Raw genomic sequence first — 25977 nt, 5'->3', positions numbered from 1 at the left:
GGAAGGCGGGGCCCCTTCTCCACACAGGAGCCGCACATGGAACTGAACAGACGCACGGTCATCGCCGGCGCCGCGGCCGCGGGCCTCGCCGCGAGCACCCTCGGCGCGGGTACGGCGCAGGCGGCCTCGGGAGGCCGGAAGCCCGTGAAGGAACTCTTCGGTACCCTCGCCGACGGTACGAAGGTCCACCGCTGGTCCCTGGAGAACGGCGGCACCCGCCTCAAGGTCCTCTCCTACGGCGGCATCATCCAGTCCCTGGAGATCCCGGACCGGCACGGCAAGTACTCCAACGTGTCGCTCGGTTACGACAACCTGGCCGCGTACGTCGCCGGAACCACCTTCTTCGGCGCGACCATCGGCCGGTACGGGAACCGGATCGCCAAGGGGCAGTTCACCCTCGACGGCAAGAGCTACCAGCTCTCCGTCAACGACGGCGTCAACAGCCTGCACGGCGGCGCCAAGGGCTTCAACACGAAGGTCTGGGACATCGAGGGCTTCACCTCGGGCTCCGACGTGGGCCTGCACCTCCACTACACGAGCGTCGACGGCGAGATGGGCTACCCGGGGACCCTCAGGACGAAGGTGACCTTCACCCTGAACCGGCACGGCGACTGGACCATCGACTACGAGGCCACCACCGACAGGCCGACCGTGGTCAACCTCACCAACCACACCTACTGGAACCTCGCCGGTGAGGGCACCGGCACGATCGAGGACCACGAACTGACGATCGCCGCCGGCCGCTACACGCCCACCGACTCGGGTCTGATCCCGACGGGCGAACTGGCCACGGTCTCCGGTACCCCCTTCGACTTCCGCAAGGGCAAGCCGGTCGGCCGGGACATCCGCGCGGGTCACCCCCAGCAGGTGCAGGCCAAGGGCTTCGACCACAACTGGGTCCTCGACAAGGGCGTCACGGCCAGGCCGGAACACATCGCCACCCTGCGCGACCCGCGCTCCGGCCGGACCCTGAAGATCGCCACGGACCAGCCGGGTCTGCAGTTCTACTCGGGCAACTTCCTCGACGGCACCCTCATCGGCACCTCCGGCCACACCTACCGGCAGGGCGACGGGCTGTGCCTGGAGACCCAGCACTTCCCGGACTCGCCGAACCACGCGAGCTTCCCGTCGACGGTGCTTCGGCCCGGGCAGACCTACAGGTCCCGGACGATTCACAGTTTCGGGGCCTGAGAGGGAGTGGGCGCGGCCGGTAAGGGGCTGGTCGCGCCCACGCGGCGAAGCCGCATATCGGCACAGCCCCGCACTCCCTACGGGGCTCTGAAAGTCACGTTTCTTTCACATCCGTTGAACAGCGTCACACGAGACTCCGTACTCAAAGGTGGCCCGTGCTCCCCCGCGCGGGCCACCCAAGACGACGGGCCCGGTCGTCCCCACCGGGCCCGCCTCATACGGAGGTTCAATGGCAGGCAACGTCACCTCGTTGTTCCGCAGCGGCGCGCACAGCCCGTCGATGGCGGCGCTGACCCGCGAGGGGGGCGAGGGGGCCGGTCCCGTCGACTTCTGTATTCCCTGCAATCCGTACTTCCCCACCCCGGCGATGATGGAAACGATGGCGTCCAGACTGAAGGACATCATCACGTTCTATCCGAGCAGCGCCGACACCATCACCGCCGAGCTCTGCCAGCTCCTCCAGCTCCCGCCGCAGGCCGTCGCCATGGGCAACGGCTCCACCGAGCTGATCACCTGGATCGACCACCTGCTGGTCCGCGAGTCCCTCGCCATCCCCGTCCCCACCTTCGGCCGCTGGACCGACCAGCCGATGGAGACCGGCAAGCGCGTCGACATGTTCCCGCTCCAGGAGTCCAACGGCTTCGCCCTGGACCTCGCGCAGTACGCCGAGTTCATCCGCAAGCGGGGCACCAGGGTCGCCGTCATCTGCAACCCCAACAACCCCGACGGCGGCTTCCTGCACAAGCAGGCCCTGGTGCAGTTCATGGACGCCATGGCCGACCTGGACCTGATCGTCGTCGACGAGTCGTTCCTGGAGTTCGCCGACGCCGAGGCCGAGCCCAGCGTCGTCCAGGAGGCGATGCTCCGGCCGAACGTCATCGTGCTGCGCAGCCTCGGCAAGAACTTCGGACTGCACGGCATCCGGTTCGGCTACATGGTCGCCAACCCCTCGCTGGCCGGCAAGGTCCGCTCGATGCTGCCGAAGTGGAACCTCAACGCGTTCGCCGAGTACGTCGTCTTCATGCTCAAGGAGCACGGCGCCGAGTATGCGCAGAGCCTGCTCCAGGTCCGCAAGGACCGGCTGGAGATGGCCAGCCAGCTCTCCGTCCTGCCGGGTCTGACCGTCTACCCCTCGCAGGGCAACTTCCTCTTCGTACGGCTTCCCGTCGGTGCCGAGGGCACGGTGGTCCGGGACCGGATGCTCACCGAGCACCGCATCCTGGTCCGCGAGTGCGGCAACAAGATCGGTTCGTCCAGCCGCTTCCTGAGGCTCGTGGTGCGCCCCGAGGTGGACGTGCGTCGCCTGGTGTCCGCCATGGAGCAGGTGCTCTACGGGTCCAGGAGGGGAGCCGCCGTGCCCGAGCTGGGCAATGGGACCAGCTACAGCTCGGGTACGGCGGCGGTTGACCGGCTGGTGAGCGAGACCAACGGAGCGGGCATGCAGCTCGCCCAGGCCGTCGGCATGGGACCCGTCCCGGGTCTCACCGCGGCGCCGGCCACGGGGCCGGGTCTCACCGCGGCGCCGGCCATGGGGCCGGGTCTCTCCGCCGCTCCCGCCGCCGGTGTCGGCATGCCGCTCCCCGTCGCCGGTCCGCCGGCCGGGATGTCGATGCCGGCGGCAGCGGCCGCCATGCAGCAGCCTCAGCCGATGGTGGCCCAGATGCAGGCGCCCATGCCGCCCCCCATGCAGGCGCCGATGCAGGCGCCGCCGATGCAGATGCCCATGCAGCAGGCCCCGGCTCCCGTGCCGACGCCTGCCCCGGCCGGGCCCACCCCGACCGGGGTTCCGGCGCGGGGCGGGCTGACCGCCGCGCAGGTGCGAGGGATGACGGCGCCGGCGCCTCCGCCGCCCGGACTGGCCCCGGCGCCGGCCACGGGGTGGCCGAACGCGCAGAGCTGGCCCAACGCGGCGGGGATGGGGCAGGCCGGGTAGGCGCCCGCCGTACGGGGTGCGGGGCGCCGTACGGGGTGCGGTGCGGGGGCGGGTGCGGCGCCGTCGTGGCTGGTCGCGCAGTTCCCCGCGCCCCTTGCGGGGCGCTTGATCTGGACGGGGCCAAGATTCGCGCCGTCCGGTCGCGCCCACGCGGCGGCAGCCGCATATCGACACAGCCCCGCGCCCCTAACGGGGCACGTTCCCACCACCCACGGCGACTTGCGACCCCGCCCGGACCAAGCGCCCCTTCAGGGGCGCGGGGAACTGCGCGGTCGGCCCCCGCCGGCCCGCGGTGAACGGATCGCGCGACCGGCGGAGCGCTCAGCCCCGCACGGCGTGCAGCAGCGACGCTCCGAGGGGGAGCGCGTAGCAGGCCGTCGGCTTGAAGCCCGCCCCCTCCAGGAGGCGCCCGTAATGGGCCTCTTCCCTCTCCCGGCCGCCCACGTTGCACAGCATGTGGACGTCCCAGGCTGCCGCCGTGCCGCCGGGCAACAGGCGTTCCACAAGGAGCAGTTGGCTGCCCTCGCGCATCGCCTCGGCGCAGCGCCGCAGGACGGTCGCGCAGCGTTCGTCGTCCCAGTCGTGCAGGACGCGGGACAGGAGGTAGACGTCGCCGCCCTCCGGTACGGACTCCGTGAAGTCCCCGGCGGTGAAGGTGCAGCGGCCGGTCAGGTCGGAAAGTTCCGTGCGGGCCGCCTCCAGGGCTTCCGGTCGCTCCAGGAGGACGCCCTCGACATGGCCGTGGGCCCGCAGCACCCGGCCGAGCAGCGCGCCGTTGCCGCCGCCGACGTCCACCACCCGCCGTACGCCGGAGAAGTCGACCAGGTCGGGGACCGGGGTGAACATCTCCGCGCTCGCGGCCATCGCCCGGTGGAAGAGGTCGCCGAGTTCGGGGTGCTCGGCGAAGTAGGGGAAGTGGTGCTGTCCGTAGCGGTGGGCGAAAGCTTCCTGCCCGGTGCGTACGGCGTACGTCAGGCCGGCGAAGGAGTCGTAGAACGGGCCGCCGTACAGCAGCGCGAGCGGGTGCAGGGAGAACTCGGTGCCGGTGTGCAGGGGCTCGCCGAGGGCGGTGAGGTGGTAGGTGCCGTCGGCCGAGGCAGTCAGCAGGCCGAGGGTGGCCAGGTAGCGCAGGAGCCGGCGCAGCGCGTCGGGGTCGGTGCCGGTGTGGCCCGCGAGGGTGTCGGCGTCCAGGCCCGGCCGGGCGGCGAGGTGGTCGGCGATGCGGAGTTCGGCCATGGTGCGGACGGCCTGGGTGGCCCAGGCCCCGGTCATCACGCCGAGGAGGGAGAGGGTCGCGTCCGGCACGGGGTCGTGGCGGCCGGGAAGACGCAGTTCGAAGCGGCGGTGGTGGGCGGTGCGGAAGTAGAGGACGGTGACGTTCTCGTGTTTGTTGTAGCCGCCGCCGTCCGGGACCGCGCCCGCGCGTTCGGTCAGCAGGGTGCGCAGTCCGGCCGGGATCACCCGTCCCGGTGCGGTCACGGCGAAGGCGTGGTGGGACTCGTGGCCGGCGGCGCGTTCGTCGGCGGCGACCGTCTCCAGGGGGGAGCCGGGCGGTACGGGCAGCGCGAAGATCTCCACGGTCCGCCCGGCGACGGGCACGTGCACGATGGCGACCGGGCTGTCGGCGACCGCCGACCCGTAGCGCCGGGCCAGCCGGCCGCGTACCACCACGCTGGGTGTGACGGGTCCCGGTTCCAGCCCGGCGCGCCGCAGTTCGTCGGGGAGTGCGTCGAGGGAGGCGGGGAAGACCAGCACGGCGGTGTGGTCGTAGACGAGATGGCGGGCGACGTCGGCCCGCTCCTCGGCCGTCAGATCGGGCAGCAGGTCGGCGAGGACCCGGTCGGTGTCGTGGTCGCGGACGTGACCGGCCGCGTGCCGGATCCGTTCCAGGTCGGTTTCCGTCAGACATGCTTGAACGACGGAGAGGTTCATGAAGGGTTCCCGTTGATCGTGGGGTGGGGAGAGACCGGGGGTTGTGGGCCCGGGGATCAGATGCCGGTGTAGTTCTCGGCGAAGAGGTCCTGGTGGGAGCGGGAGGTGCGGAGGCTCTCCAGTCGGGCGTACTGCAGCGCCCGCCCGTAGCGGGCCGTGTCGTCGTCGCCGTCGGGGCCGTGCAGCAGGGTGCTCATCCACTGCGAGAACTCGTGGGCGTGCCAGATGCGGGGCAGGCAGCCGCCGGCGTACCGGGCGAGGCCGGCCTCGTCGCCGTGTGCCACGGCCTGTGTGAGGGCGCGGGCGAGCAACTCGGCCTGCAGGACGGCGAGGTTGGCGCCCTTGGCCGCGGAGGGGCTGATGAGCCCGGCGGAGTCACCGGCCAGCCACAGCCGTCCGGTGCCCGGGGACTCCAGTACGTCGGAGCGCAGGTCGACGAGTGTCTTCTCCAGGACGGTTCCCTCGCGCAGCGGCCCGAACTCGGCCGTCCGCAGCCGGGTCGCCAGCTCCGTCCAGATCCGGTCCTCGCTCCACTCGGCGGGGTCGGTGCCGCGCGGGCACTGCAGGTAGTACCGGGTGACGGAGGCGGTGCGGGCCATGTGGCCGGCGAACCCCCGCTCGTGCAGGGCGTATCCGACGGCCGACAGGCTGGGCGGGGCCGCGACCAGCACGGCCAGCCAGGAGACACCGTGGTCCCAGCGGGCGGTCCGGGTGCCGTGGGCCGTCATCGTGGCGCGGCCGATCCCCCGGTGTCCGTCGCATCCGGCGACGTACCGCCCGGTGACGTCCGTGCCGCCGCGCACCCGTACCCGGCCGTCGGTGACCTCCTCGGCCTCGGCGCCGAACCGGATCTCCCCGCCGCGCCGCAGGTACTCGGCGATCAGGTCCCGTACGAGTTCCTGCTGGGGGTAGACGGTGTGCGGCTCGCCGAGACCCAGCTTTCCGTAGTCCAGGGTGAATTCGCCCCGGTCACTGCGGAACAGGCAGGTCGTGTGGGTCTGTCCGCGGGCGAGCAGGCCGGCGGCCAGGCCGTTCTCCGTGAGGACCCGCACCGAGTGGGGGGCGAGGAAACCGGCCCTGGCCCGGCCCTCGACCGCTTCCCGGGCGCGCCGCTCCAGGATCACGCAGTCGACACCGCGGTCCAGAAGCAGGTTCCCCAGCACGAGCCCTGCCGGTCCAGCGCCGACGATCACCACACCGACCTGTGCTGTTGCCATACCCGCCCCCGAAGATTCCTTTTGGCCAGGAGGTTTCATATCAGCCGGATCCTGGATACAGGAGGCCAAAGGGGGTTGAAGCGGGATGATTAGCCCGAAAGGGTTGCCGGAGGCGACGAACGCGAGAGGCCCGGGGGGCAAACGCCGCGGTGCCCGTCCGCAATCTTGCGGACGGGCACCGGATGGAGCGCCGGGCAGGCCTTGCACCTGCATTTCCCCGCAGGAAGCGGGGCGTCTTTCCTTGGACCACCAACGCAGCACCAGCCACCGGGTTCAGCGGCGACCAGCTCTGAGACGATCATACCGTATCCGGCACGCTCTCCTGCTCCTCGTCGAGCCCGCGGACCAGGCCGCGCAGGACGGGCCCGTACTCGGGGTGGGCGAGGGCGAAGGCCATCTGGGCGACGAGGTAGTCGGCCGGGTTGCCGGTGTCGTACCAGCGGCCCTGGATGACCTGCCCGTACACGGCCCGGCTGGCGGCGTAGGCGTTGATGGCGTCGGTCAGGTAGACCTCGCCGGTGCGGTGTTCGTACCAGCGGCGGGTCTGCTCGCGCAGTTCGTCGACGATGCCGGGGGTGATGACGTAACCGCCGATGGCCGCGTACGGGGACGGGGCGTCGGCCGGCGCGGGCTTCTCCACCAGGCCGGTGATGCGCAGCTGTCCGTCGCCGAGGTCCTCCTTGACTATCGGCACGCCGTAGCGCTGGGAGTCGGCGGGGTCCATCGGCAGCAGGGCCAGCACCGGGCAGCCGGTCTGCTCGTAGGCGCGGATCAGTTGCTGGGCGCGGGGGACGTCGGCGACGAACACGTCGTCCGGCCAGAGCACCAGGACCGGCTCGTCGCCGAAGGAGCGGGCGGCGTTCAGCACGGGCGTGCCGTTGCCGTACGGGCCGTACTGGTCGAGGTAGGTGATGTGGCCGCGACGGGCCAGCTCGGCGACCTCCTCGACGGCGTCCGCGTAGGCGGTCTTCCCGTCGGCGCGCAGCTGTTCCACGAGCCCGGGGTTGGGCCGGAAGTGGTCCTGGATCAGACTCTTGCCGCCCGAGACGACGATGGTGATGTCGGTGATGCCGGAGTTCACCAGCTCCCGCACGGTGTGCTCGATCACCGGTTTGTCGCCGACCGGGAGCATCTCCTTCGGCGTGGCCTTCGTCAGCGGCAGCAGACGGGAGCCGAGTCCGGCGGCGGGGATCACGGCCCTGCGGATCGTCGGGGGCATCAGGTCTCTCTCGGTCGGACGGCACGGGATACGCCGACGCTACCAACGGCCCCTGTCCCACCCGGCAAACGCCGACCGACCGGACCCCTTCGTCCAGGCGACTTCAAGGCGAAGTCGAGACGAAGGCCGGGACGAAGGTCGGGACGAAGGCCGATGGCCGCGCTGAAGGGGGACGGGCCTCTCGGCCCGCGGGCTTCCCCGCCGAGGCCAGGCCCACCCGGCTACTCCGTCTCCGTCTCCGTTTCCGTGGCGTCGGGGACCGCTCCCCGGGCGCGTAGTCCGGCGATCTCGGCGGGGCCGAATCCCAGTTCGGCGAGGATCTCGTCGTTGTGCTCGCCCAGGTCGGGCGCCCGTCTCGCCGGCACCTTCGGCACCCCTCGGAGGTTGACCGGGCTGCTGACCGTCTCCGTCAGGCCGCTGACCCCCTCCAGCGGGACGACGATGTCGTTCTCGCGCAGTTGCGGGTCCCGCGCGGCCGCTTCCGGCGTCTGGATCAGGCTGTAGGTGATGCGTTCCCGGCCCAGCGCCTCCTTCCAGTGGTCGAAGGTCTGCGAGCGGAACGCGGTGTCGAGCAGCTCGGCCAGCGCGGAGGCGTGCCGGACCAGGCCCTCCAGGTCGGCGAACCGGGGGTCCGCCAGCAGTTCGGGGTGTCCGACGGCGCGTGCCAGTCCCTGCCAGCGCGCGGGTGAGGCGACCAGCATGAACCACTCGCCGTCCGCGGTCCGGTAGGGGTTGATCAGCGGGTTCGCCGGGGCCTTGCGGTCGTGCAGTTCGAAGGGGGTGCCGTCGGCGAGCGCGCCGGCCACCAGGGTTCCGGTGGCCCAGACGCCCGTGGCCAGCAGCGAGGTTCCGACGTTGGCCCCTTGTCCGGTTCGCTCGCGGTGGTAGAGGGCGGTGGTGATCGCCGCGTAGATGGCGATCGCCGTCGTGTAGTCGCCGCTGCCCCAGACCGGGACGGTCGGCGGGGCGCCCGCGTCGCGGGTGGAGGCCAGCAGTCCGCTGCGCGACCAGAAGGCGGTCAGGTCGAAGCCCGGCTGCCGGGCGTCGGGGCCCGTGTCCCCGAAGCCGGTGAGATCGGCGTAGACGACCCGCGGGTTCCAGCCCGCGACCTCCTCGTAGCCGAGGTGCAGCTTCTCCCTTGTGCCGTGCGGGAAGTTGGTGATCACCACGTCGGCCCACTCGACGAGCCGCTTGAGGACCTCGACGGCCGACGGCGCCTTCAGGTCGAGCACCATGCCCCGCTTGTTACGGTTGGCGAGGTGCCAGCTGTAGTTCGCCTCGGCCTGCGGACTGGGCGGTACGGAACTCAGCCGCCGCTGGGGGTCGCCCGCGCCCGGCGGCTCGATCTTGATGACGTCCGCCCCGAAGTCGGACAGCACGGTGGCCGCGGCCGGTCCCGCGATGAACGAGGACGCGTCGAGCACCTTCAGGCCGGTGAAGACGGATTCGGTGGTCATCGTCATCACTTCACGAAGGCGCTCAGGCCGTCGGTGACGGCGCGTCCCACGATCAGGGTCTGGATCTCCCGCGTGCCCTCGTACGAGTAGAGGGCCTCGGCGTCGGCGACGAAGCGGCCGACCTTGTAGTCCAGGACGATGCCGTTGCCGGCCAGCAGCTCCCGGGCCCACCCGACGCTCTCCCGCATCCGCACGGTGCAGTACGCCTTCGCCAGGGCGGAGTGCTCGTCCTTGAAGATCCCGGCATCCTGCAACTGGGCCAGGCGCACCACCATCCCGCACGAGGCGGTCGCGTTGCCGAGCATCTTCACCAGCAGGTCCTGGACGAGCTGGAAGCCGCCGATCGGGCGCCCGAACTGCTCGCGTTCCTTCGCGTACTGCAACGCGATCTCGTAGGCGCCGAACATCACGCCCACGGCCTGCCAGGCCACCCCGCTGCGGGTCTGGCGCAGGATGTTGGCGGTGTCCTTGAACGAGTTCGCGTTCTGCAGCCGGTTGGCCTCCGGGACGCGGCAGCCCTCCAGCACGATGTCGGCGTTCTGCACGATCCGCAGCGCCATCTTGTTCTCGATCTTCGTCGCGGTGAACCCGGGGGTGTCCTTCTCCACGACGAAGCCCAGCACGTGGTTGGTCTCGGTGTCCCGCGCCCAGATGACGACCAGGTCGGCGAAGGTCGCGTTGCCGATCCACCGCTTGGCCCCGTCGAGGATCCAGCCGTCGCCGTCGCGGCGCGCGGTCGTCCTCAGGCCGCCGGCCACGTCGGAGCCCCCGTGCGGTTCGGTCAGGCCGAAGGCTCCGATCTTCTCGAAGCGGCTCATCGCCGGCAGCCACCGCTGCTTCTGCTCCTCGGAGCCGCAGGCGAGGATCGAGCCCATGGCGAGCCCCGTGTGCACACCGGAGAAGGTCGCCAAGGACGCGTCGGCATGCGCGAACTCCAGCGCGAGGAATCCCGAGAGGAGATTGCTCGGCTTGGATTCCGCGGAGGCCGGGTCCGCCCAGTCCACCAGCCCGAGCCCACCGATTCCCGGCACCAGTTGAAAGGGGAACTCGGCCCGCGCCCAGTAGTCGTCGACGAGGGGAGCGGCCTGCGTGTCGAGGAATGCCCGGACGCGCTCGATCTTCTCCCGCTCGCCGTCCGTCAGCAGTTCCTCGAAGGAGTAGAAGTCGGCGGGCAGCCGCCCTGCGCCCAGGTAGGGACCTGACGGTGTGGGCAGAAGCGGGGTGGCACCCATGGAAATCCTCCTCCAGCACGGTTCTCTGGCGCGATTAGACCCGGATCCCGTCCCGATTCCCGCGAGCCCTCGCCGTGCAAGGGGCGCCCTCGTCGCCGCGAACGACCCCAATGGCCCCCTTCAGGCCCGGTACCGGCGCGTGCCGTGGCGTCGAACGGGGATCGTCCGTCCGGCTGTCTCAACTCAGGACTTGACGGTGGTTCACTTTGCCGAACTGACAGCTTTCCGACAGCAACCGTTCCTACGGTGCCGTGTCCATGACAGACACCTCAGAAGGCGCCCGCTCCGTCGGGCGCCGTACCGTACTCGTCGCCACCGGGACGACCGCCGCTGCCCTGGCCGTAGGTGCAGCGGTCTCGACCGAGGCTCGCGCGGCGGTCGCCGCCCCCGGCCTCAAGCCGGCCGCCGCCGCGGCGGTCTGCACCCTCACGGAGGAGCTGACCGAAGGCCCCTACTACCTCGACGGAGCGCTGGTCCGCACCGACATCACCGAAGGCAAGCCGGGCATCGCGCTCAAGCTCGTCCTCACCGTCGTCAACTCCGCCTGCACCGTCATCCCCAACGCCCTCGTGGAGGTCTGGCACTCCGACGCGCTCGGCGAGTACTCCGGGTACGTCGGCAACAACGGTCACAGCGAGTCCGACGACGGCACCTTCCTGCGCGGCGGCGTCCTCACCAACTCCGGCGGCGTCGCCAACATCACGACCATCTACCCGGGCTGGTACCGGGGCCGAGCCATCCACATCCACGTGAAGGTCCACACGGGCGTCACCCTCACCTCCGACGGCTCCTTCACCGGCGGCAGGACCCTGCACACGGGCCAGCTCTTCATCAACGAGACCATCACCACGGCGGTCGCCAAGGTCTCGCCCTACTCGACCAACACGGTCACCCGCACCACCCTCGCCCAGGACTCGATCTACGACGACGGCGGCGCCACCTCCGGCCTGATGACCGTCACCGGCTCGACCACCGCCGGCTACACCGGCACGCTCACCCTCGGCGTCTCCAGCTGACGCCCGGGCCCCGGGGACACGTCCTCCGGGGCCCCGTTCAGGGTCTGCGCCGAAAAGGCAGGTCCACCTCGGCCCGTACGGTCTTGCCCGGTGCGTCGGCGCAGTCCCTGCTCAGCACCTCCCACCGATCGGCCAGCGCGTCCACCAGCACGAGCCCGCGCCCGCCGTCGTCCAGCGGCCCGCCCGGCCGTACGACGCCGGGTGCGGGCGGCCGCCGTTCGGCCAGGGTGTCGGTGACCTCGACCCGCACGCTCCCCGTCACCAGCGACACCCGCAGCTCGAAGTCCCGCCCCGGCACCCGCCCGTGCGTCACGGCGTTGGCCGCCAGCTCCGCGACGATCACCGACACCTTGTCGATCACCTCCTCCGCCGCGAACGGCCCGCCCCAGGCGTGGAGTTGAGCGACGGCGAGATGGCGGGCGAGCCGGGCGCCGCGCGGGGTGGCACTGAGCCGCTGGGCGAGTGTTCGACTCACGGTGACGGTGGTGGGGGGAGCGTCCATGCGCCCAATCTGCCGCCCGGGAACGGCACTTCACCAGGTGAGAGCTGCGTACGCTGAGCCCGCGTACGCGGTGACGGACTGGACCGTACCGGTCACTGGCCGTGACCATGAGGGGCGGGAGGTGGCCTACATGGGCGATGGGGTGGAGCCGGAGTCGTCGGACAGTCTGCGGACCTTCGGAGCGGTGCTCCAGGCGTTGCGCGAGCACGCGGGGTTGAGCAGGGAGGAGTTCGCGGAACAGGTGCGGTTCTCGAAACACACGGTGGCGTCGGTGGAGCTGGGGAGGCGGATGCCGGACGAGTCACTGGTGGAGGCGTCGGAGGGGGTACTGGGGAACACGGGCGCGTTGCGGCGGGCGGCCGTACATCTGATGCGGCAACCGGGGTTGGCGGCTTGGTTTCGGCAGTGGGCGCGGATGGAGAAGGCAGCGATCAGCCTCTTCAACTACGAGTGCAGGATGATTCCGGGCTTGTTGCAGACGGAGGCCTACGCACGGCAACTGTTCGCCGACGAGCTTCCGCCGCTCTCCGACGAGCAGATCGAAGCCAGCTGGACGGCACGTGCCGAGCGACAACTTCTGCTGTGGGATCGACCGAACACCGCCTTCAGCTTCATCCTGGAAGAGCACGCTCTCCTCCGCCAGACCGGCGCGGCGGAGGTGACGCGCGAGGCCATCGAACGCCTTCTGGAAATGGCTCAGTTGCGGAACATCGAGATCCAGGTCATGCCATTGGTTCAGAGGTCGCACGCCGGACTGCACGGGCCGATCGCCCTGCTGGAGACCCCCGAGCACAAGTGGTTCGGCTACAGCGAAGGGCAGGAGAACGGACAGATGATCGCCACCCCTCAAGTGATCAGCGTGCTGCAGAGCAGGTATGCCAGGATTCGTTCACAGGCTCTCACCATCGAGGATTCCGCGAGCCTGTTGCAACGGATGCGAGGGGACCTATGAGCACGTCCGACCTGGCCTGGTTCAAGAGCAGCTACAGCAGCGGATCCGGTGACAACTGCATCGAGGTCGCCCTCCACTGGCGCAAGTCCAGCTACAGCAGCGGCAGCGAGGGCGACTGCCTCGAAGTCGCCACCTGCCCCACCACCATCCACATCCGCGACTCCAAGGACCGCCAGGGCCCCGCGCTCGCCCTCTCCCCCGCCGCCTGGGCCGGCTTCGTCACGTACGCGGGGAAGTGACCGGGTCAGCCTTCGTCCAGTACCGCCCGGATCACGTGCCGGGCGTTGTGGGCCATCGCGGGGTTGGTGTTCCGGTAGTACGGCAGTGCGATCAGTGCCTGGGAGAGGGTGCGGGCCCGGCCGCTGATCCAGGTCGGTTCGTCCACGGCCAGTGCCTCGCGGAACGCCTTCCTGCCGTCGGGCGGCAGCAGGTTCCACGCCGGGAACAGGTCGCAGGCCGGGTCGCCCGCCCCCGCGCACCCGAAGTCGATGACGGAGACCAGCCTGCCGCCGTCGACCAGCAGGTTGCCCGGCATCAGGTCGGCGTGCAGCCATACCGGCGGCCCGTCGCCGTCCGGGGCCCGCAGCGCCTCCTCCCACACGGCGGCCACGGCGTCGCAGTCGATGTCCTCCTGCGGGATACCGCGCAGTTCCCCGATCGCCGCCCGGGTCTCCGCGTCCAGTGAGGAGAGCGGCCCGCCCCGGTGGGCCCGCGGCGCGTCCGGCAGGGTGATGCTCCGCATCGCCGTCACGAACGCGGCCAGATCCTCGGCGAGCAGCACGGGCTCGGCCAGGGCGCCCGGTTCGGGAAGCTCCCCCGGCAGCCACCGGTACACCGACCACGGCCACGGATACCCGTGGGCCGGTTCCCCGGCGCCGAGCACCTCGGGGATGCGGACGGGCAGGTGGGGGGCGAGACGGGGCAGCCATTCCCGCTCCCTCGACACGTCCTCGGCCCCGCCCTCGACCAGCGGCAGCCGCACGACCATGTCGTCGCCGAGCCGGTACATGGCGTTGACGGTGCCGCCGGACGGCCACCGCCGCACCGCCGACCCCGCCCACCGCGGGAACTGCGCCGCGATCAACCGTCGTACAAGGCCGTCGTCGATGGGGTGCATACCGGGATGCAGGTGCCCTGTACTCATGCGCGTCATCGGATCACCGGGCGCCGACGGGCGTCAAACGCCTTTCCGGGGCTCGACGGCGATGGCTACATCAGCGGCTGGCGATAGAATCGTGCCATGTCCGAGATCGACTTCCTGCCCACCCGCCCCCACCGGGTCGTCGTGCTCGCCCTCGACGGGGTCTACCCCTTCGAGCTGGGCATCCCGAACCGGGTCTTCCCCTGCGTCCCGGGCGCCTACGAGGTGGTGACCTGCGCGGCGACGGACGATCGCACGGTGGCGACCAACGCCGACTTCTCGGTCACCCTCGGACACGGACCGGAGGTGCTGGAGAGCGCGGACACCGTGGTCGTACCGCCGTACGACATGACACGGATCACGGACGAGCTGCCCGCGCCGGTGGCCGCCGCGCTCGCACGGATCCGGCCCGGTGCCCGGATCGTCTCCATCTGCACGGGGGCGTTCACCCTCGCGGCCGCCGGGCTGCTCGACGGGCGGCCCGCGACGACGCACTGGGCGCTGGCGCCCCGGTTCCGCCGGATGTTCCCGCAGGTCGCCCTGGATCAGGATGTGCTGTTCATCGACGACGGTGACGTGCTGACCTCCGCGGGCGCCGCCTCCGGTGTCGACGTCTGCCTGCACATCGTCCGCTCCGACCACGGCAGCGCGGTCGCCAACAGCGTGGCCCGGCAGTGTGTCGTACCGCCGTGGCGGGACGGCGGCCAGGCGCAGTACATCGAGCAGCCGGTGCCGGACGAGAGCGCCACCGGGACCGCGGCCACCCGGGCCTGGGCCCTGGAGAACCTGGAACGGTCGCTGGCCCTGCGGGAGTTGGCCGAGCATGCCCGGATGAGCCAGCGCACCTTCGCGCGCCGCTTCCTGGACGAGACCGGCGTCAGCCCCGGCCGCTGGCTGATCCAGCAGCGGGTGCACCGGGCCCGCCACCTGCTGGAGACCAGCGACCTGGCGATCGACCGCATCGCCGCGGAGGTCGGCTTCGCCACCGGCACGTCCCTGCGGCAGCACCTGCACGCGGCGATCGGGGTGTCCCCGCAGGCGTACCGGAACACGTTCCGGGCGACGGCGACGGCCCGGGCCTGAACACCCGGTTGCGATGTCTCCGACCCTCACCGGGATGGGCGGAACGAGCCAGGACGTGGGCTTCACGCCGGGAAAGCCAGCCATATGATCCATGGATATGGAGAAAGCACGCCATCGGCTGGACGAGACCGACAGCCGGATCGCCGCCGCGATGATGGCCTCCCCGCGTGCCTCGTGGCGTACCGTCGGCCGGGTCCTCGGCCTCTCCGAGCGGACCGTGGTCCGGCGGGCGGCGCCGCTCTACCACGACGGAACCCTGCGGGCGACGGCCGTCCGCAACCCCCTGTGCTTCCCCGAACTGGTCCCGCTGGCCCTGCGCATCCGGTGCAGGCCCAACCGGATCGGTGCCATCGCCGCCACCCTGGCCCGCCGCCCCGACACCGTCTGGGTGGACGTCCTCGGCGGCGGCGACGAGATCTGCGCCGTGCTGTTCGTGGACGGCCCGGACGCCCGCAACAACCTGCTGCTGCGCGACCTCCCGGCCACCGCGGCGGTCCAATCGTGGACCTCGTACGCGCTGCTGCGGGTCTTTCCGGCCGGCTTCGACTGGAGCGGCGGCCTGCTCTCCGCGGAGGAGCTGGCCAGTCTGCGCCCGGACCTGCCGGCGGCCTACGGCGGGAACCCGCTGCACCCCGTCGACCACCGGCTGATCGCCGGGCTGGTCGAGGACGGGCGAGCCTCCTACACGGAGCTCGCCCGCCGCGCGGACACCTCCGCACTGACCGTGCGCCGGCGCCTGGAGGCGCTGGCGCACGGCATGGTCGTACGGCTGGCGACCGAGGTCGACCTCGCCCGGCTGGGCATCCGTACCGAGGCGCTGTTGTGGATGACGGTGGCCCCCGGCGGCCTGGAGGAGACCGGCCGGCGGCTCAGCCGCCATCCACAGGTGCGGTTCGCCTCGGCGACCACCGGCTCGGCCAACCTGCTGGTGGCGGTCGCCGCGGCCGGCCTCGACGCGCTGTACGTCTTCCTGAGCGAGACCGTCGGCGCCCTGGAACACGTCACGACGACCGAGGTCACGCCCATCCTGACGGGGGTCAAGCGGACCGGACTGGTCCGCCCGGGGAGCCTGTGACCGGCGCAGGACTACTGCACGGGGCCTACTTGGCGGGGCACTGCTTCCAGGCCAGGTGGTAGACGGTGCTGATCTCACCGTCGGTCGAGTCCATGGTCATGAAGCTGACCTTGCCGGGGTTCGCGCTCCCGGCGGTCACCCGCAGCTCCGTGTTGATGTTGAAGTTGCGCTGGACCCCGCAGGGCGCCCAGACCAGCTGGGCCCAGTCGGTGGTGTCGGTGGCCTGCCAGTTGTCGTCGTAGGGGCCCCGGAAGGGGTGGTTCGCGGAGGCCGTGTTGGACGAGCCCTGGAAGTAGTACGAGGCGCGCTGGGTACCGGTGGCGCCCTGCTGGAGGGAGGCGAAGCCGCGGTAGTCGGCGCTGGCGATGGCGTAGGTGAAACCGCCCGGCACGTGAACGACCAGGTTGAGCTGGCAGTTGCGCCGGAAGGCGGTGGGGTCGGAGTTGCCGCCGGCCTGGGCGAGGTAGTCGCTGTAGGTGACGGTGAAGGCCTCGTTGTCCTCGGAGACGGCGACGGCGGTGGTGCCCTGCGGGCAGCCGGAGCCGTTCACCGTGGCGACGTTGATCACGATCTTGTCCGGCGGCGGGTCGTCGAAGACGGGCGACGACGAGGCCTTGGCCTGGGCGGGCAACCCGGCGGTGAGCAGCGCGGCGAGCGCTCCGCCGAGCAGGAGTCCATGCCTCATGGGTTTCATGGTTTCTCCGGTTCGGTGATCGGGTGGGGGGTGACACCCGCGGACCACAGGACCCTCACGCCCCTCAAGGCTCGATATGGTTCACCTTTGAAGAACCTGTGAGTTTCCTGTGAAGAACGGGGCGCTCGCATCGTAGGAATCCCCACCCCGACCGGTCAGGGCGAACTCCGGCCATTCACAACACCGGATTTCACAGCCGCCGTGACCTCCCGCCCCACCCCCTAGGGGTTCTCCCAGGCCGCCGGTTCCGCGGCCAGCGCCCGGACCGGCTCCGGAAGGGCGTCCGCCGCGATGTCCGCCACGGTGACCCCTTCGAGGATCCGGCGGACGTTCGCGCGCAGGGCGATCCACAAAGGCAGCAGCGGCTGGGCGGTGCCGGTGTAGGCCAGACCCGTGGGGCGTTCGCCGCGTACCGACACGATCGGGCCGTCCACGGCCCGGATGAGGTCCGCCACGGTGATCGCGGACGCGTCCCGGGCCAGCCGGTAGCCGCCGCCCCCGCCACGCCGGCTGTCGACGATCCCGGCGCGCCGGAGATCACCCAGAATTCCCTCCAGGAATTTGTGCGGGATCTCCTGCGCCCCGGCGATCTCCTCGGCCTTCACCGGGCCGTCGTCCTGCCGTACGGCGAGCTCCAGGACCGCCCGTACCGCGTAATCCGCTCGTGCCGAGATCCTCATGTGTCCATTGTGGGGCGTACTCCCGTGGACAATGGCGGCACCCGCGCCCCGTAAGATCGCCCGGGAGGATCCCTTGGCGCTCAGCAGACGTACCTTCAGTGCCCTCGCCGGCTCGGCCGCGCTCGGTTTCGCCCTGGGCGGCAGCGGCGGCCCCGGGGCACCCGCGGCCTACGCGGCACGCACCGTGCCGACCGGCCCGGCCCCCGCCCCGCCGCGTGCCGACGGGCGCCGGCACGCGATCGGCCACGACCAGTACTCCCTCGTGGTCGACGGCCGGCGGCTGGTCGTCTGGTCCGGCGAACTGCACCCCTTCCGGCTCCCGAGCCCGTCCCTGTGGCGGGACGTGCTGGAGAAGATGCGGGCGCACGGCTACAACACCGTCAGCATCTACGTGGCGTGGAACTACCACTCCCCCGCGCCCGGCACGTTCGACTTCACCGGCGTCCGTGACCTGGACCTGTTCCTGCGCACGGCCGCCGAGACCGGGCTGTACGTCATCCTCCGGCCCGGCCCCTACATCAACGCCGAGGTCGACGCCGGCGGCTTCCCGGGCTGGCTGACCGCCACGCGCGGCTCGGCCCGCACCACCGACCCGACCTACCTCGGGCACGTCGACGCGTGGCTGACGGCCGTCAACCGCATCGTGCGCCGCCACCAGCTCACGGACGGCGGCGGGACCGTCCTGCTCTACCAGATCGAGAACGAGTACGACGGCCACGTCGCCGACCCGGCCGGCCCCGCCTACATGTCCCACCTGTACAAGAAGGTGCGGGCGGACGGCATCGACGTCCCCCTCTTCCACAACGACAAGGGCCGCAACGGCTACTGGATCCCCGGCTCCTTCGACACCGGCGGCGAGACCGGGAAGTGGCTGTACGGCTTCGACGGCTACCCGGCCCCCACCCAGACCCCGCCGGACTGGGGCGACTTCGGGATCGGCGGCCTCAAGGGCGGCGCGACCGCCAGTCCCCGTACGCCCGGGTTCGTGCCGGAGTACGGAGGCGGCTGGTTCGATCCGTGGGGCGGGGTCGAGTTCGGCGGCAAGGGGTACGCCGAGTCCCGGCGCACCCGGGACGCGGCCTACGAACGCCGCTTCTACCTCACCAACCTCGCCAACGGCATCACGCTGCACAACGTCTACATGACCTACGGCGGCACGAACTGGGGCTGGCTGCCGGCGCCGGTCGTCTACACGTCGTACGACTACGGGGCGGCCATCGACGAGGCCCGCAACGTCACCCCGAAGATCGCGCCGATGCACCAGCTCGGCCACCTCCTGCAACGCGTCCCGGACTTCGCCAAGCTGGAGCGTGCGGCGGACGTCCACGCGGACGGGCTGAAGACGTACCACCTCACCAACCCGGACACCCAGGCGCACGTGTACGTGCTGCGCAACGACGGGGCGAGCGAGGTGACGTCCACCCTGAGGACCCGCAAGCGGGACGGGGGTGACGACATCGAGGTCACCGTCCCGGCCAAGGACGCCCGGCTGATCACCACCGGGCTCTCCCTCGGCAAGCGGAAGCTGCGGTACGCCACCGCCCAGCCGATGGCCGTGTTCACCGCCGGCCGGCAGGACATCGCCCTGTTCACCGGCCGGTACGGCGAGATGGCGCACCTGGTGCTCGAGTGCCCGAGCGAGCCCTTCGTCCAGCGCCTGGACGCCGAGGCGGCCTGGGTGTACGAGCAGGGCGTCCTGCACGTCACCGCGCCGCTCGGACAGGGCGGGCTCACCCGGGTCCTGGTCCAGCGCGGCGAGAGCGACACCCCGCTGCTCCTGCTCTTCGCCGACGACGCGACCTCGCTACGGCTGTTCCCTTACGACACCCCGTCCGGCACCCTGCTGGTCTACGGCCCGGCGCTGCTGCGGCACGCCGAGCTCAGCGGGTCGACCGTGCAGCTCACCGGGGACACGGTCGGGCCGAGCGGCGTGGAGGTGTGGGGGCCGCGCGGGATCTCCTCGGTCACCTGGAACGGGCGGCCGGTACAGACCCGGGCGACCCTCTCGGAGAGCCTGGTCGCCACGTCGGACCTGGCCGGGGCGCCGAAGCCGGCGCTGCCTGTCCTGGCCGGCTGGCGCCGCAGGACCGAGAACCCCGAGTCGGCGCCGGCCTTCGACGACGCGTCGTGGACGGTGGCCGACAAGAAGACGTCGTTCAGTACGACGCCGGTCCCGGACGGACAGCCGGTGCTGTTCGCCGACGACTACGGCTTCCACTACGGGGACGTCTGGTACCGAGGCCGGGTGGACGGCGACCTCGCGGACCTGGAGTCCCTCTCCCTCGCCTACAGCACGGGCACCCAGGGCATGCTGATGGCCTGGCTGGACGGGAAGCCGCTCGGTTCGCACCGGATGCCGGTGCCGGACACGAAGACGGTCCGGCAGGGCAGTTGGACGGCCACGGCCGAGTTCTCCCTCGTCAAACCAGAGAAGAGGGAGAAGGACAAACAGCGCGGGCAGCAGAAGCATGTGCTGTCCGTGCTGGTGCGGCGGATGCAGCACGACATGGACGGCCGCTCCCTGGACACCCACAAGGTGGCCCGCGGCCTGACCGCCGTCACCTTCAAGGGCGTCTCGCCGAAGGTGAGTTGGCGGATCCAGGGCGAGACCGCGCCCGATCCGGTGCGGGGCCCGCTGAACAACGGCGGGCTCTACGGGGAGCGGCAGGGCTGGCATCTGCCCGGCTTCGCCGACGCCGGCTGGGAACCGGCCGCACTCCCGCGCGCGGACAAGGGTATGGGCGTCACCTGGTACCGCACCGGCTTCAGGCTGGCCGTGCCGGACGGGGTCGACGCGTCGGTGGGACTGGTGCTGGAAGACGATCCGGCGCGGGCCTACCGGGCACAGATCTTCCTGAACGGGTGGAACCTCGGGCAGTACATCAACGATGTGGGGCCGCAGCACACGTTCGTGCTGCCGAACGGGATTCTGCGGACCCGGGGGGCCAACACGCTGGCACTGGCCGTGCTTTCGGACGGGACGAGCGAGTTCGGGCCGGGTGCGGTCCGGCTGGAGTTGCTGGGGAGTGCGGCCGGAGGAGTACCGGTGGCTTCAGTGGACTCCCCCGGCCGTTGAGTGCGGGTTGTGGGGGGCTCGCGCCCGCGCGGCGGAGCCGCGAATTGACACAGCCCCGCGCCCCTGGGGGGCGCGTTGACCCTTACGTCAGTCGAATCACATTCCAGGAAAGCGGTTCAAGAACGGCGCTGAGGGTGCCGTCGTTCAGCGATGTGCCCTCGGCCGGGTGGGGGGTCACCCGCTCCGGCTCCTGCAACGTGTTGCGGGCGTCGGGGTTCTCGTCCGCCAGGACGCTGTGCTCCGTGACCGCCGTCAGGTCCAGGCCGCTCAGGGCGATCTCCAGGGGCAGGGCTTCCGTCCGGCCGCGGTTGACGGCGAAGACGGTCACCGTGCCGTCGTCGGCCCTGACCGCCGTCGCGTGCAGCAGGCTCGTCTCGCCGTACTTCTTCGTGTCGTACGTCGGTGAGTCGACCCGCACGTCCAGGACCTGGCCCCGGCCGTACCGGGACGCCTGGGCGAACGGGAAGAACGTCGTCTGACGCCAGGCCGGCCCGCCGGGCTCCGTCATGATCGGGGCGATGACGTTGACCAGCTGGGCCAGGCAGGCCACCGTGACGCGGTCGGCGTGGCGGAGCAGGGCGATGAGGAGGGAGCCGAAGACGACGGCGTCCGTGACGCTGTAGTTGTCCTCCAGGAGGCGGGGGGCCTCGGGCCAGTCCCGCGCGGCGGAGTTCTCGATCTCATGCCACTTCGAGGTGTACCAGACGTTCCACTCGTCGAAGGAGAGGTTGATCTTCTTCTGGGACTTCAGCCTGGCGCCCACGTGGTCACAGGTGGCGACCACGTTCTCGATGAAGGACTCCATGTCGACGGCGGAGGCCAGGAAGGAGTCGACGTCGCCGTCCTGGGGCTCGTAGTAGGCGTGCAGGGAGATGTGGTCGACCAGGTCGTACGTCTCCGCGAGGACCGTCGCCTCCCACTCGGCGAAGGTCGGCATGGACTGGCTGGAGGAACCGCAGGCGACCAGTTCCACGGACGGGTCCATCTGGCGCATGGCGCGGGCGGTCTCGGCGGCGATGCGGCCGTATTCCCCGGCGGTCTTGTGGCCGGTCTGCCAGGGGCCGTCCATCTCGTTGCCCAGACACCAGAGCCTGATGCCGAAGGGGTCCTTGTCGCCGTGGGCGGCGCGGAGGTCCGACAGGGCGGTTCCGGAGGGCTGGTTGGCGTACTCCTGGAGTTCCAGGGCCTCCGCCACGCCCCGCGTGCCGAGGTTGATCGCCATCATGGGCTCGGCCTGCGGGCCGACCTTCTTCAGGAAGGCGATGTACTCGGAGAGGCCGAACCGGTTGGTCTCCGTCGACCGCCAGGCGAGGTCGAGGCGGCGGGGGCGCTCCTCCACCGGGCCGACCGAGTCCTCCCACTTGTAGCCGGAGACGAAGTTGCCGCCGGGGTAGCGGAGGGTGGTGACGCCGAGTTCGCGGACCAGGTCGAGGACGTCGGTGCGGAGGCCTTCGGCGTCGGCCGTGGGGTGGGTCGGCTCGAAGATGCCGGTGTAGACGCAGCGGCCCAGGTGCTCGACGAAGGAGCCGAAGAGGCGGGGGTTGACTTGGCCGATGGTGAAGGCGGGGTCGAGGGTGAAGCGGGCGGTGCGCAATGTTCGCCTTTCGGGGTGGGTGGTTGCTCCATCGCGGGCGGGTGCGGGTGGTTCGTGGTTGCTCACGCAGTTCCCCGCGCCCCTGAAGCAAGCTGGGCCAGCCGTCTTTTGTCCAGCTCAGGGAGTTGAGCCCAAGCTTCGGGGTGCCGTTGTCGTCCGCGTCGTAGTAGTGGTACGCCAGCCACGTCTTGCCGTTCGCGCGGAACCCGGCCGATGCGCATGACGCCGAGGTCCGGTGCGCGGTTGCCGGCGGCCGCCATGGCGAGCTTGGTGTAGAAGGGGTTGCCGAGGGCCGCGAAGCCGAAGCTCGCCGCCGCCAATCCGCCTGCCGCGCCCAGTAGGTGCCTGCGACTGAGGCCAGGTCGTCCCATTGCCTGCCCTTACCTTCGAGGATCCCTCATCGTGTTCGAAATATCGAATCACGCCCGCAACTTCGAACGGACCGTAAAATCGAAGCGCTTCCGCGTCAATGGGTCCGGCGTGACATTCCTGCGGCCGAGGCTCGTTGCCGGGTGAACCACCGGTACCGGAAGGCATGACGCGGACACATCCGGACGCGTAATCTCGGACGGGCCGACGCAGCACGGTGACCGCCGTGGGGCGGGGCGAAGGGGGAGCGATGGACTTGGCCGGCGCGCGGCACCGGTGGGCCCGGATCACCGCGAGGCTGCGGCGCTCCGGCCCGGGCGCACAGATGCGCGTCCTCGCCGCCGACCTCACCACCGCCGTCCGCGCCCGGCCCCGACAACCGGCCGGGATGGGCGAGTTGTGCCGGGCACTGTGCGAGGAGATGACCGCGCTGCGCGCCGGGCGGCCGGTGGAGCTGCGGTTCGAGCGGTTCCCGGACGAGATCGAGGTCACCGGAGTCTGGGTGGAGTTCCAGGACTTCGACCTGGTCATCGTCGAGGAGCGGGCCGAGGCCGTGCAGCAACTGGTCATCCTCGGCCACGAGTTGTGGCACCTGCACACCGGCCACCGGCATCCGCACGAGGTCGGTCCCGAGGCGGCCCGCGCGCTGGCCGGCCAACCCGGCTGGCGGGACATGGCGCTGACGGTGGCCGCCCGCAACGGCTCCCGGGAGACCGACGAGGCCGAGGCCGACGACTTCGGGTACCGGCTGGCGACCGCCTTCCGGCCCTACATCGAGCACCCGCGCCGCTCTCCGACCGACCCCGTCCAGCGCACCCTCGGCTACCGCGGACGCGGCGGAGCGGCGAGGTGACCACCCCCTTGTCGGCACCGACCCCCTCGGGGCTGCTCAGCGAGCTCTACATCTCCTTCTGGATCCCCACCGCGGTACTGACCACCGCCCTGGTGATCAAGCTGCCCACCATCATCCGGCTGTGGCGCGACCCACTGCTGCGCGCGGTCGGCGGACTGCTGCTGCTCGCCTGCGCGGTGTTCGTGTTCTGCACGCCGTCGACGATCGCCACCGTCAACCGGTGGACCGGCGTCCCCAACATCTCCGCGCCCTGGTGCTATTCGCTCATCACCGCGTTCGGCGGCTCCTGCCTGCTGCTGATCATCGCCTGGCGCAACGGGCTCGCCGACCGCTCGGCCGCCACCCGGCGCGCGATGCGCTGGGTGATCGCCGGCTACTCCTCGGTGATCGCCGCCCTGTGGCTGCTGTTCGCGCTCGCCGACGTACCGGTGGAACGGCTCCGGGACCTGGACACGTACTACGCCACCACCCCCTTCATGCGCGAGGAGATCCTGCTCTACCTCGTCGCCCACTGCGTGGCCTGTCTCGTCACCTCGCGGCTGATCTGGAACTGGGTGCGCACCGAGGGCCTCGACGCCTGGCTGCGCTGGGGACTGAAACTGCTCGGCGTCGGCTACGTCCTGAACCTGATCTTCGACGTCTGCAAGCTGGTCGCGGTCACCGCCCGCTGGTGCGGCTCGGACCTGGACTGGCTCAGCACCAGCCTGGCCCCGCCGGTCGCCGCCCTGTCCGCGATCAACATCGCCGTCGGCTTCATCCTGCCGCACGCCGGCCAGTACCTCCACGACCGCTGGCGGGTCCGGCTCGCCCACCACGAGCTGCGGCCGCTGTACCAGCTGACCCGGACCGTGCACGGCGACGGCGTCCCCTTCGTGCTGCGCGCCACGCCCGAGCTGCGGCTGACCCGGCGCGAGACGTTCATCCGGGACGTCCTGCTGCCCCTGACCCGGCGCATCGACGCCGACCTCGACCGGCGCTCCTACGAGGCCGCGCTCGACCTCGGCCACCCGCCCGAGCGGGCCCGGGCACTGGCCTCCGCGGTCAGCATCCTGAACGCCGTCGGCACCCGGGGCCGTACCCCGGAGCCCGCCGACGCGGCCGGCGCCCCGGACGCCACCCACCTCCTCCGGGAGATCGGGGCGGTGTCCCGGGCGCTGCGCCACCCCGACCGGATCGAGGCGGTACGGGAACGTGCGACCGCCCCAGCAGAGAGCGTTGCCCTTCATGACTGACCGCACCGCCGTCGTCCTCGGCGGCTCCCTCACCGGCCTGCTCGCGGCCCGGGCGCTCACCCCCTTCACGGACCGGGTCCTGGTCGTGGAACGGGACGCGCTGCCCGCCGGACCGGAACCGCGCAAGGGGCTCCCGCAGGCCCGGCACGTCCACCACCTGTGGTCCGGCGGCGCCCGCGCCCTGGAGGAGCTGCTCCCCGGCACCGTCGGACGGCTGCGGTCGGCGGGCGTACGGCGGCTGCCGGTGACCACGGACATGGTGGCGCTGTCCCCGCAGGGCTGGTACCGGCGCTGGGCGGAGTCGGCGTTCGTGCTGCCGGGCAGCCGGGACCTGCTGGACTGGGTGGTACGGGAGCGGGTCCTCGCCGACGACCGGATCGAACTGCTGCCGCGCACCGAGGCGGTGGGCCTGCTCGGCACGGACCTCGCCGTCACGGGCGTACGGCTGCGGGCGCTCGACTCCGGCGCGGAGCACGTGCGCACCGCGCAACTGGTCGTCGACGCGACCGGCCGGGGCTCCCGCACACCCGTCTGGCTGGCCGAACTCGGCGTGCCCGCACCCGAGTTCCGTGAGGTCGACGCCGGTATCGCCTACGCCAGCCGGATGTTCCGGGCCCCGGCGGAGACGGTCCGCACCGGTTTCCCGATCGTCAACGTCCAGGCGAGCCCGCGGGGCGGCGCCCCCGGACGCGGCGGTGTCCTGATGCCGATCGAGAACGGCCGGTGGCTGGTCACCCTCCACGGCAGCCGCGGCGGCGAGCCGGGCCCCGGCGCCGACGACTTCCTGCGCTACGCCCGGGAGGACCTGGCCCACCCCGTCATCGCCGAACTCCTCGCGAACGCCGAGCCGTTGACCGACGTGTCGATGACCCGCACGACGGCCAACCGGCGGCACTTCTACGAACGCGCCCAGGCCTGGCCGGAGAACCTGGCCGTCCTCGGCGACGCGGTGTGCGCGCTCAACCCCGTGTACGGGCACGGGATGTCGGTGGCGGCACAAGGGGCGCTCGCGATGCGGGACGTGATACGGCGTCGGGGCTGGGGCTCCCCCGGGCTCGCGCGGTCCCTCCAGAAGGCGGTGAGCCGGCCGGCGCGGGCGGCCTGGGAACTGTCGACGGGGGCGGACGTGTTCTACCCCGGCGCGACGGAGAACGGCCCGACCCTGCGGGACCGGCTGACACAGGTGTATGTGGACCGGCTCCTGTACACGGCGACGGGGAACGGCCGGATCGCCCGCCGGGTGACGGACGTGACGTCGCTGGAGCGGGGCACGGAGGTGCTGATGACGCCGGGTGTGGTGCTGGGCGCGCTGGTGGGACCGCTGAGACCCCAGCTGACCCGCCCCCCGCTGACCACGGAGGAACTGAAGGCGGCGGGGGTTCTTTAGGCGGGGGTGCGTGGGGGCGGGGGGTGTCGCTCACCGGCGCAGGCTGGGTCGGCTGGGAAGACGCGGCTGTGCGGCGCCCCTTCAGGGGCCTGGGACCGTATCCGACATGCGGCTGCCGCCGCGTGGGCGCGATCAGCCCCCA

At 71.3% G+C, this 25977-nt stretch carries 21 protein-coding genes and 1 pseudogene; 11 read left to right on the top strand and 11 right to left on the bottom strand.

The features are described from left to right. Nucleotides 1–36 precede the first annotated feature (36 nt). Together ACWDGI_RS16070 and ACWDGI_RS16065 are read left to right on the top strand one after the other, a co-directional pair. A complete protein-coding gene (locus ACWDGI_RS16070; protein WP_450759405.1) occupies nt 37–1191 on the top strand; it encodes an aldose epimerase family protein in 1155 nt (384 codons plus the stop codon). A 229-nt stretch (nt 1192–1420) separates the two neighbouring features. Next, nucleotides 1421–3124 carry a pyridoxal phosphate-dependent aminotransferase gene (locus ACWDGI_RS16065; RefSeq protein ID WP_450759403.1) on the top strand — a complete coding sequence of 568 codons (1704 nt, stop codon included), beginning with the start codon at nt 1421–1423 and terminating at the stop codon, nt 3122–3124. A 321-nt stretch (nt 3125–3445) separates the two neighbouring features. Here the strand turns inward: ACWDGI_RS16065 and ACWDGI_RS16060 are convergent, their stop codons facing one another. The 5 genes from ACWDGI_RS16060 to ACWDGI_RS16040 form a co-directional block, all read right to left on the bottom strand. Beyond that, nucleotides 3446–5056, bottom strand: a complete 1611-nt coding sequence (locus tag ACWDGI_RS16060; protein ID WP_450759401.1) for a methyltransferase — start codon at nt 5054–5056, stop codon at nt 3446–3448. Nucleotides 5057–5112: 56 nt separating this feature from the next. After that, nucleotides 5113–6273 (bottom strand): 4-hydroxybenzoate 3-monooxygenase, encoded by a 1161-nt coding sequence (locus ACWDGI_RS16055; protein WP_450759399.1) that lies wholly within the window; start codon nt 6271–6273, stop codon nt 5113–5115. A 298-nt stretch (nt 6274–6571) separates the two neighbouring features. Next, nucleotides 6572–7492 (bottom strand): UTP--glucose-1-phosphate uridylyltransferase, encoded by a 921-nt coding sequence (locus ACWDGI_RS16050; RefSeq protein ID WP_450759397.1) that lies wholly within the window; start codon nt 7490–7492, stop codon nt 6572–6574. A 221-nt stretch (nt 7493–7713) separates the two neighbouring features. Continuing rightward, the gene (locus ACWDGI_RS16045; protein ID WP_450759395.1) at nt 7714–8949 is read right to left on the bottom strand and encodes a CaiB/BaiF CoA transferase family protein; all 1236 of its coding nucleotides are present in this window, start codon (nt 8947–8949) and stop codon (nt 7714–7716) included. A 5-nt stretch (nt 8950–8954) separates the two neighbouring features. After that, nucleotides 8955–10181 carry an acyl-CoA dehydrogenase family protein gene (locus tag ACWDGI_RS16040; RefSeq protein ID WP_450759393.1) on the bottom strand — a complete coding sequence of 409 codons (1227 nt, stop codon included), beginning with the start codon at nt 10179–10181 and terminating at the stop codon, nt 8955–8957. Between the two features lie 257 nt (nt 10182–10438). Here ACWDGI_RS16040 and ACWDGI_RS16035 point away from each other — a divergent pair, with 257 nt between their 5' ends. Further along, nucleotides 10439–11197: an intradiol ring-cleavage dioxygenase gene (locus tag ACWDGI_RS16035; RefSeq protein WP_450759391.1), complete on the top strand. Its 759-nt coding sequence runs from the start codon at nt 10439–10441 to the stop codon at nt 11195–11197. Between the two features lie 37 nt (nt 11198–11234). Here ACWDGI_RS16035 and ACWDGI_RS16030 read toward each other — a convergent pair whose 3' ends face one another. Continuing rightward, a complete protein-coding gene (locus tag ACWDGI_RS16030; RefSeq protein ID WP_450759389.1) occupies nt 11235–11699 on the bottom strand; it encodes an ATP-binding protein in 465 nt (154 codons plus the stop codon). A 130-nt stretch (nt 11700–11829) separates the two neighbouring features. Between ACWDGI_RS16030 and ACWDGI_RS16025 the strand changes: the two genes are divergently transcribed. Together ACWDGI_RS16025 and ACWDGI_RS16020 are read left to right on the top strand one after the other, a co-directional pair. Next, a complete protein-coding gene (locus tag ACWDGI_RS16025; RefSeq protein ID WP_450760047.1) occupies nt 11830–12651 on the top strand; it encodes a helix-turn-helix domain-containing protein in 822 nt (273 codons plus the stop codon). Then, nucleotides 12648–12890, top strand: coding sequence for a DUF397 domain-containing protein (locus ACWDGI_RS16020; RefSeq protein ID WP_450759387.1), 243 nt, complete (start codon nt 12648–12650; stop codon nt 12888–12890). The genes ACWDGI_RS16025 and ACWDGI_RS16020 overlap by 4 nt, the downstream gene beginning before the upstream one ends. Nucleotides 12891–12895: 5 nt before the next feature. On the opposite strand, the gene ACWDGI_RS16015 is transcribed toward ACWDGI_RS16020, so the two are convergent. Continuing rightward, a complete protein-coding gene (locus ACWDGI_RS16015; RefSeq protein WP_450759385.1) occupies nt 12896–13795 on the bottom strand; it encodes an aminoglycoside phosphotransferase family protein in 900 nt (299 codons plus the stop codon). Between the two features lie 96 nt (nt 13796–13891). Here ACWDGI_RS16015 and ACWDGI_RS16010 point away from each other — a divergent pair, with 96 nt between their 5' ends. Then, a complete protein-coding gene (locus ACWDGI_RS16010) occupies nt 13892–14875 on the top strand; it encodes a GlxA family transcriptional regulator (RefSeq protein ID WP_450759383.1) in 984 nt (327 codons plus the stop codon). 97 nt (nt 14876–14972) lie between these two features. After that, on the top strand, nt 14973–15950 hold the full coding sequence (locus tag ACWDGI_RS16005) for an Lrp/AsnC family transcriptional regulator (RefSeq protein ID WP_450759381.1): 978 nt from the start codon (nt 14973–14975) through the stop codon (nt 15948–15950). Between the two features lie 25 nt (nt 15951–15975). On the opposite strand, the gene ACWDGI_RS16000 is transcribed toward ACWDGI_RS16005, so the two are convergent. Together ACWDGI_RS16000 and ACWDGI_RS15995 are read right to left on the bottom strand one after the other, a co-directional pair. Further along, nucleotides 15976–16635, bottom strand: a complete 660-nt coding sequence (locus tag ACWDGI_RS16000) for a DUF4360 domain-containing protein (RefSeq protein ID WP_450759379.1) — start codon at nt 16633–16635, stop codon at nt 15976–15978. 230 nt (nt 16636–16865) lie between these two features. Beyond that, nucleotides 16866–17324: an RrF2 family transcriptional regulator gene (locus ACWDGI_RS15995; RefSeq protein WP_382526754.1), complete on the bottom strand. Its 459-nt coding sequence runs from the start codon at nt 17322–17324 to the stop codon at nt 16866–16868. Nucleotides 17325–17397: 73 nt separating this feature from the next. Between ACWDGI_RS15995 and ACWDGI_RS15990 the strand changes: the two genes are divergently transcribed. Continuing rightward, a complete protein-coding gene (locus ACWDGI_RS15990; RefSeq protein ID WP_450759377.1) occupies nt 17398–20400 on the top strand; it encodes a beta-galactosidase in 3003 nt (1000 codons plus the stop codon). An 82-nt stretch (nt 20401–20482) separates the two neighbouring features. Here ACWDGI_RS15990 and arfA read toward each other — a convergent pair whose 3' ends face one another. Then, nucleotides 20483–21994: an arabinosylfuranosidase ArfA gene (arfA, locus tag ACWDGI_RS15985; RefSeq protein ID WP_450759375.1), complete on the bottom strand. Its 1512-nt coding sequence runs from the start codon at nt 21992–21994 to the stop codon at nt 20483–20485. Between the two features lie 203 nt (nt 21995–22197). Then, nucleotides 22198–22365 (bottom strand): annotated as a pseudogene (locus tag ACWDGI_RS15980) (extracellular solute-binding protein); the annotation flags it as partial. Between the two features lie 248 nt (nt 22366–22613). Here ACWDGI_RS15980 and ACWDGI_RS15975 point away from each other — a divergent pair. The 3 genes from ACWDGI_RS15975 to ACWDGI_RS15965 are packed head-to-tail and all read left to right on the top strand — an operon-like array spanning nt 22614 to nt 25835. Further along, nucleotides 22614–23216: a toxin-antitoxin system, toxin component family protein gene (locus tag ACWDGI_RS15975; protein WP_450759374.1), complete on the top strand. Its 603-nt coding sequence runs from the start codon at nt 22614–22616 to the stop codon at nt 23214–23216. Beyond that, on the top strand, nt 23213–24448 hold the full coding sequence (locus ACWDGI_RS15970) for an MAB_1171c family putative transporter (RefSeq protein ID WP_450759372.1): 1236 nt from the start codon (nt 23213–23215) through the stop codon (nt 24446–24448). The genes ACWDGI_RS15975 and ACWDGI_RS15970 overlap by 4 nt, the downstream gene beginning before the upstream one ends. Further along, the gene (locus tag ACWDGI_RS15965; protein WP_450759370.1) at nt 24441–25835 is read left to right on the top strand and encodes an FAD-dependent oxidoreductase; all 1395 of its coding nucleotides are present in this window, start codon (nt 24441–24443) and stop codon (nt 25833–25835) included. The genes ACWDGI_RS15970 and ACWDGI_RS15965 overlap by 8 nt, the downstream gene beginning before the upstream one ends. The last annotated feature ends 142 nt before the right edge of the window (nt 25836–25977 follow it).

The organism is Streptomyces sp. NPDC001220 (genome assembly GCF_053597895.1).
This window is presented reverse-complemented; position numbering and strand designations above follow the sequence as displayed.

What these genes read in the sequence shown, in the direction of transcription:
- ACWDGI_RS16070 (WP_450759405.1), top strand. Translation starts at nt 37, where the DNA reads ATGGAACTGAACAGACGCACGGTCATCGCCGGCGCCGCGGCCGCGGGC.
- ACWDGI_RS16040 (WP_450759393.1), bottom strand. Translation starts at nt 10,181, where the DNA reads ATGGGTGCCACCCCGCTTCTGCCCACACCGTCAGGTCCCTACCTGGGC.
- ACWDGI_RS15965 (WP_450759370.1), top strand. Translation starts at nt 24,441, where the DNA reads ATGACTGACCGCACCGCCGTCGTCCTCGGCGGCTCCCTCACCGGCCTG.
- ACWDGI_RS16000 (WP_450759379.1), bottom strand. Translation starts at nt 16,635, where the DNA reads ATGAGGCATGGACTCCTGCTCGGCGGAGCGCTCGCCGCGCTGCTCACC.
- ACWDGI_RS16065 (WP_450759403.1), top strand. Translation starts at nt 1,421, where the DNA reads ATGGCAGGCAACGTCACCTCGTTGTTCCGCAGCGGCGCGCACAGCCCG.
- ACWDGI_RS16005 (WP_450759381.1), top strand. Translation starts at nt 14,973, where the DNA reads ATGGAGAAAGCACGCCATCGGCTGGACGAGACCGACAGCCGGATCGCC.
- ACWDGI_RS16025 (WP_450760047.1), top strand. Translation starts at nt 11,830, where the DNA reads ATGGGCGATGGGGTGGAGCCGGAGTCGTCGGACAGTCTGCGGACCTTC.
- ACWDGI_RS16010 (WP_450759383.1), top strand. Translation starts at nt 13,892, where the DNA reads ATGTCCGAGATCGACTTCCTGCCCACCCGCCCCCACCGGGTCGTCGTG.
- ACWDGI_RS16050 (WP_450759397.1), bottom strand. Translation starts at nt 7,492, where the DNA reads ATGCCCCCGACGATCCGCAGGGCCGTGATCCCCGCCGCCGGACTCGGC.
- ACWDGI_RS16055 (WP_450759399.1), bottom strand. Translation starts at nt 6,273, where the DNA reads ATGGCAACAGCACAGGTCGGTGTGGTGATCGTCGGCGCTGGACCGGCA.
- ACWDGI_RS16030 (WP_450759389.1), bottom strand. Translation starts at nt 11,699, where the DNA reads ATGGACGCTCCCCCCACCACCGTCACCGTGAGTCGAACACTCGCCCAG.
- ACWDGI_RS15995 (WP_382526754.1), bottom strand. Translation starts at nt 17,324, where the DNA reads ATGAGGATCTCGGCACGAGCGGATTACGCGGTACGGGCGGTCCTGGAG.
- ACWDGI_RS16060 (WP_450759401.1), bottom strand. Translation starts at nt 5,056, where the DNA reads ATGAACCTCTCCGTCGTTCAAGCATGTCTGACGGAAACCGACCTGGAA.
- ACWDGI_RS16045 (WP_450759395.1), bottom strand. Translation starts at nt 8,949, where the DNA reads ATGACCACCGAATCCGTCTTCACCGGCCTGAAGGTGCTCGACGCGTCC.
- ACWDGI_RS16015 (WP_450759385.1), bottom strand. Translation starts at nt 13,795, where the DNA reads ATGAGTACAGGGCACCTGCATCCCGGTATGCACCCCATCGACGACGGC.
- ACWDGI_RS15975 (WP_450759374.1), top strand. Translation starts at nt 22,614, where the DNA reads ATGGACTTGGCCGGCGCGCGGCACCGGTGGGCCCGGATCACCGCGAGG.
- ACWDGI_RS16020 (WP_450759387.1), top strand. Translation starts at nt 12,648, where the DNA reads ATGAGCACGTCCGACCTGGCCTGGTTCAAGAGCAGCTACAGCAGCGGA.
- ACWDGI_RS16035 (WP_450759391.1), top strand. Translation starts at nt 10,439, where the DNA reads ATGACAGACACCTCAGAAGGCGCCCGCTCCGTCGGGCGCCGTACCGTA.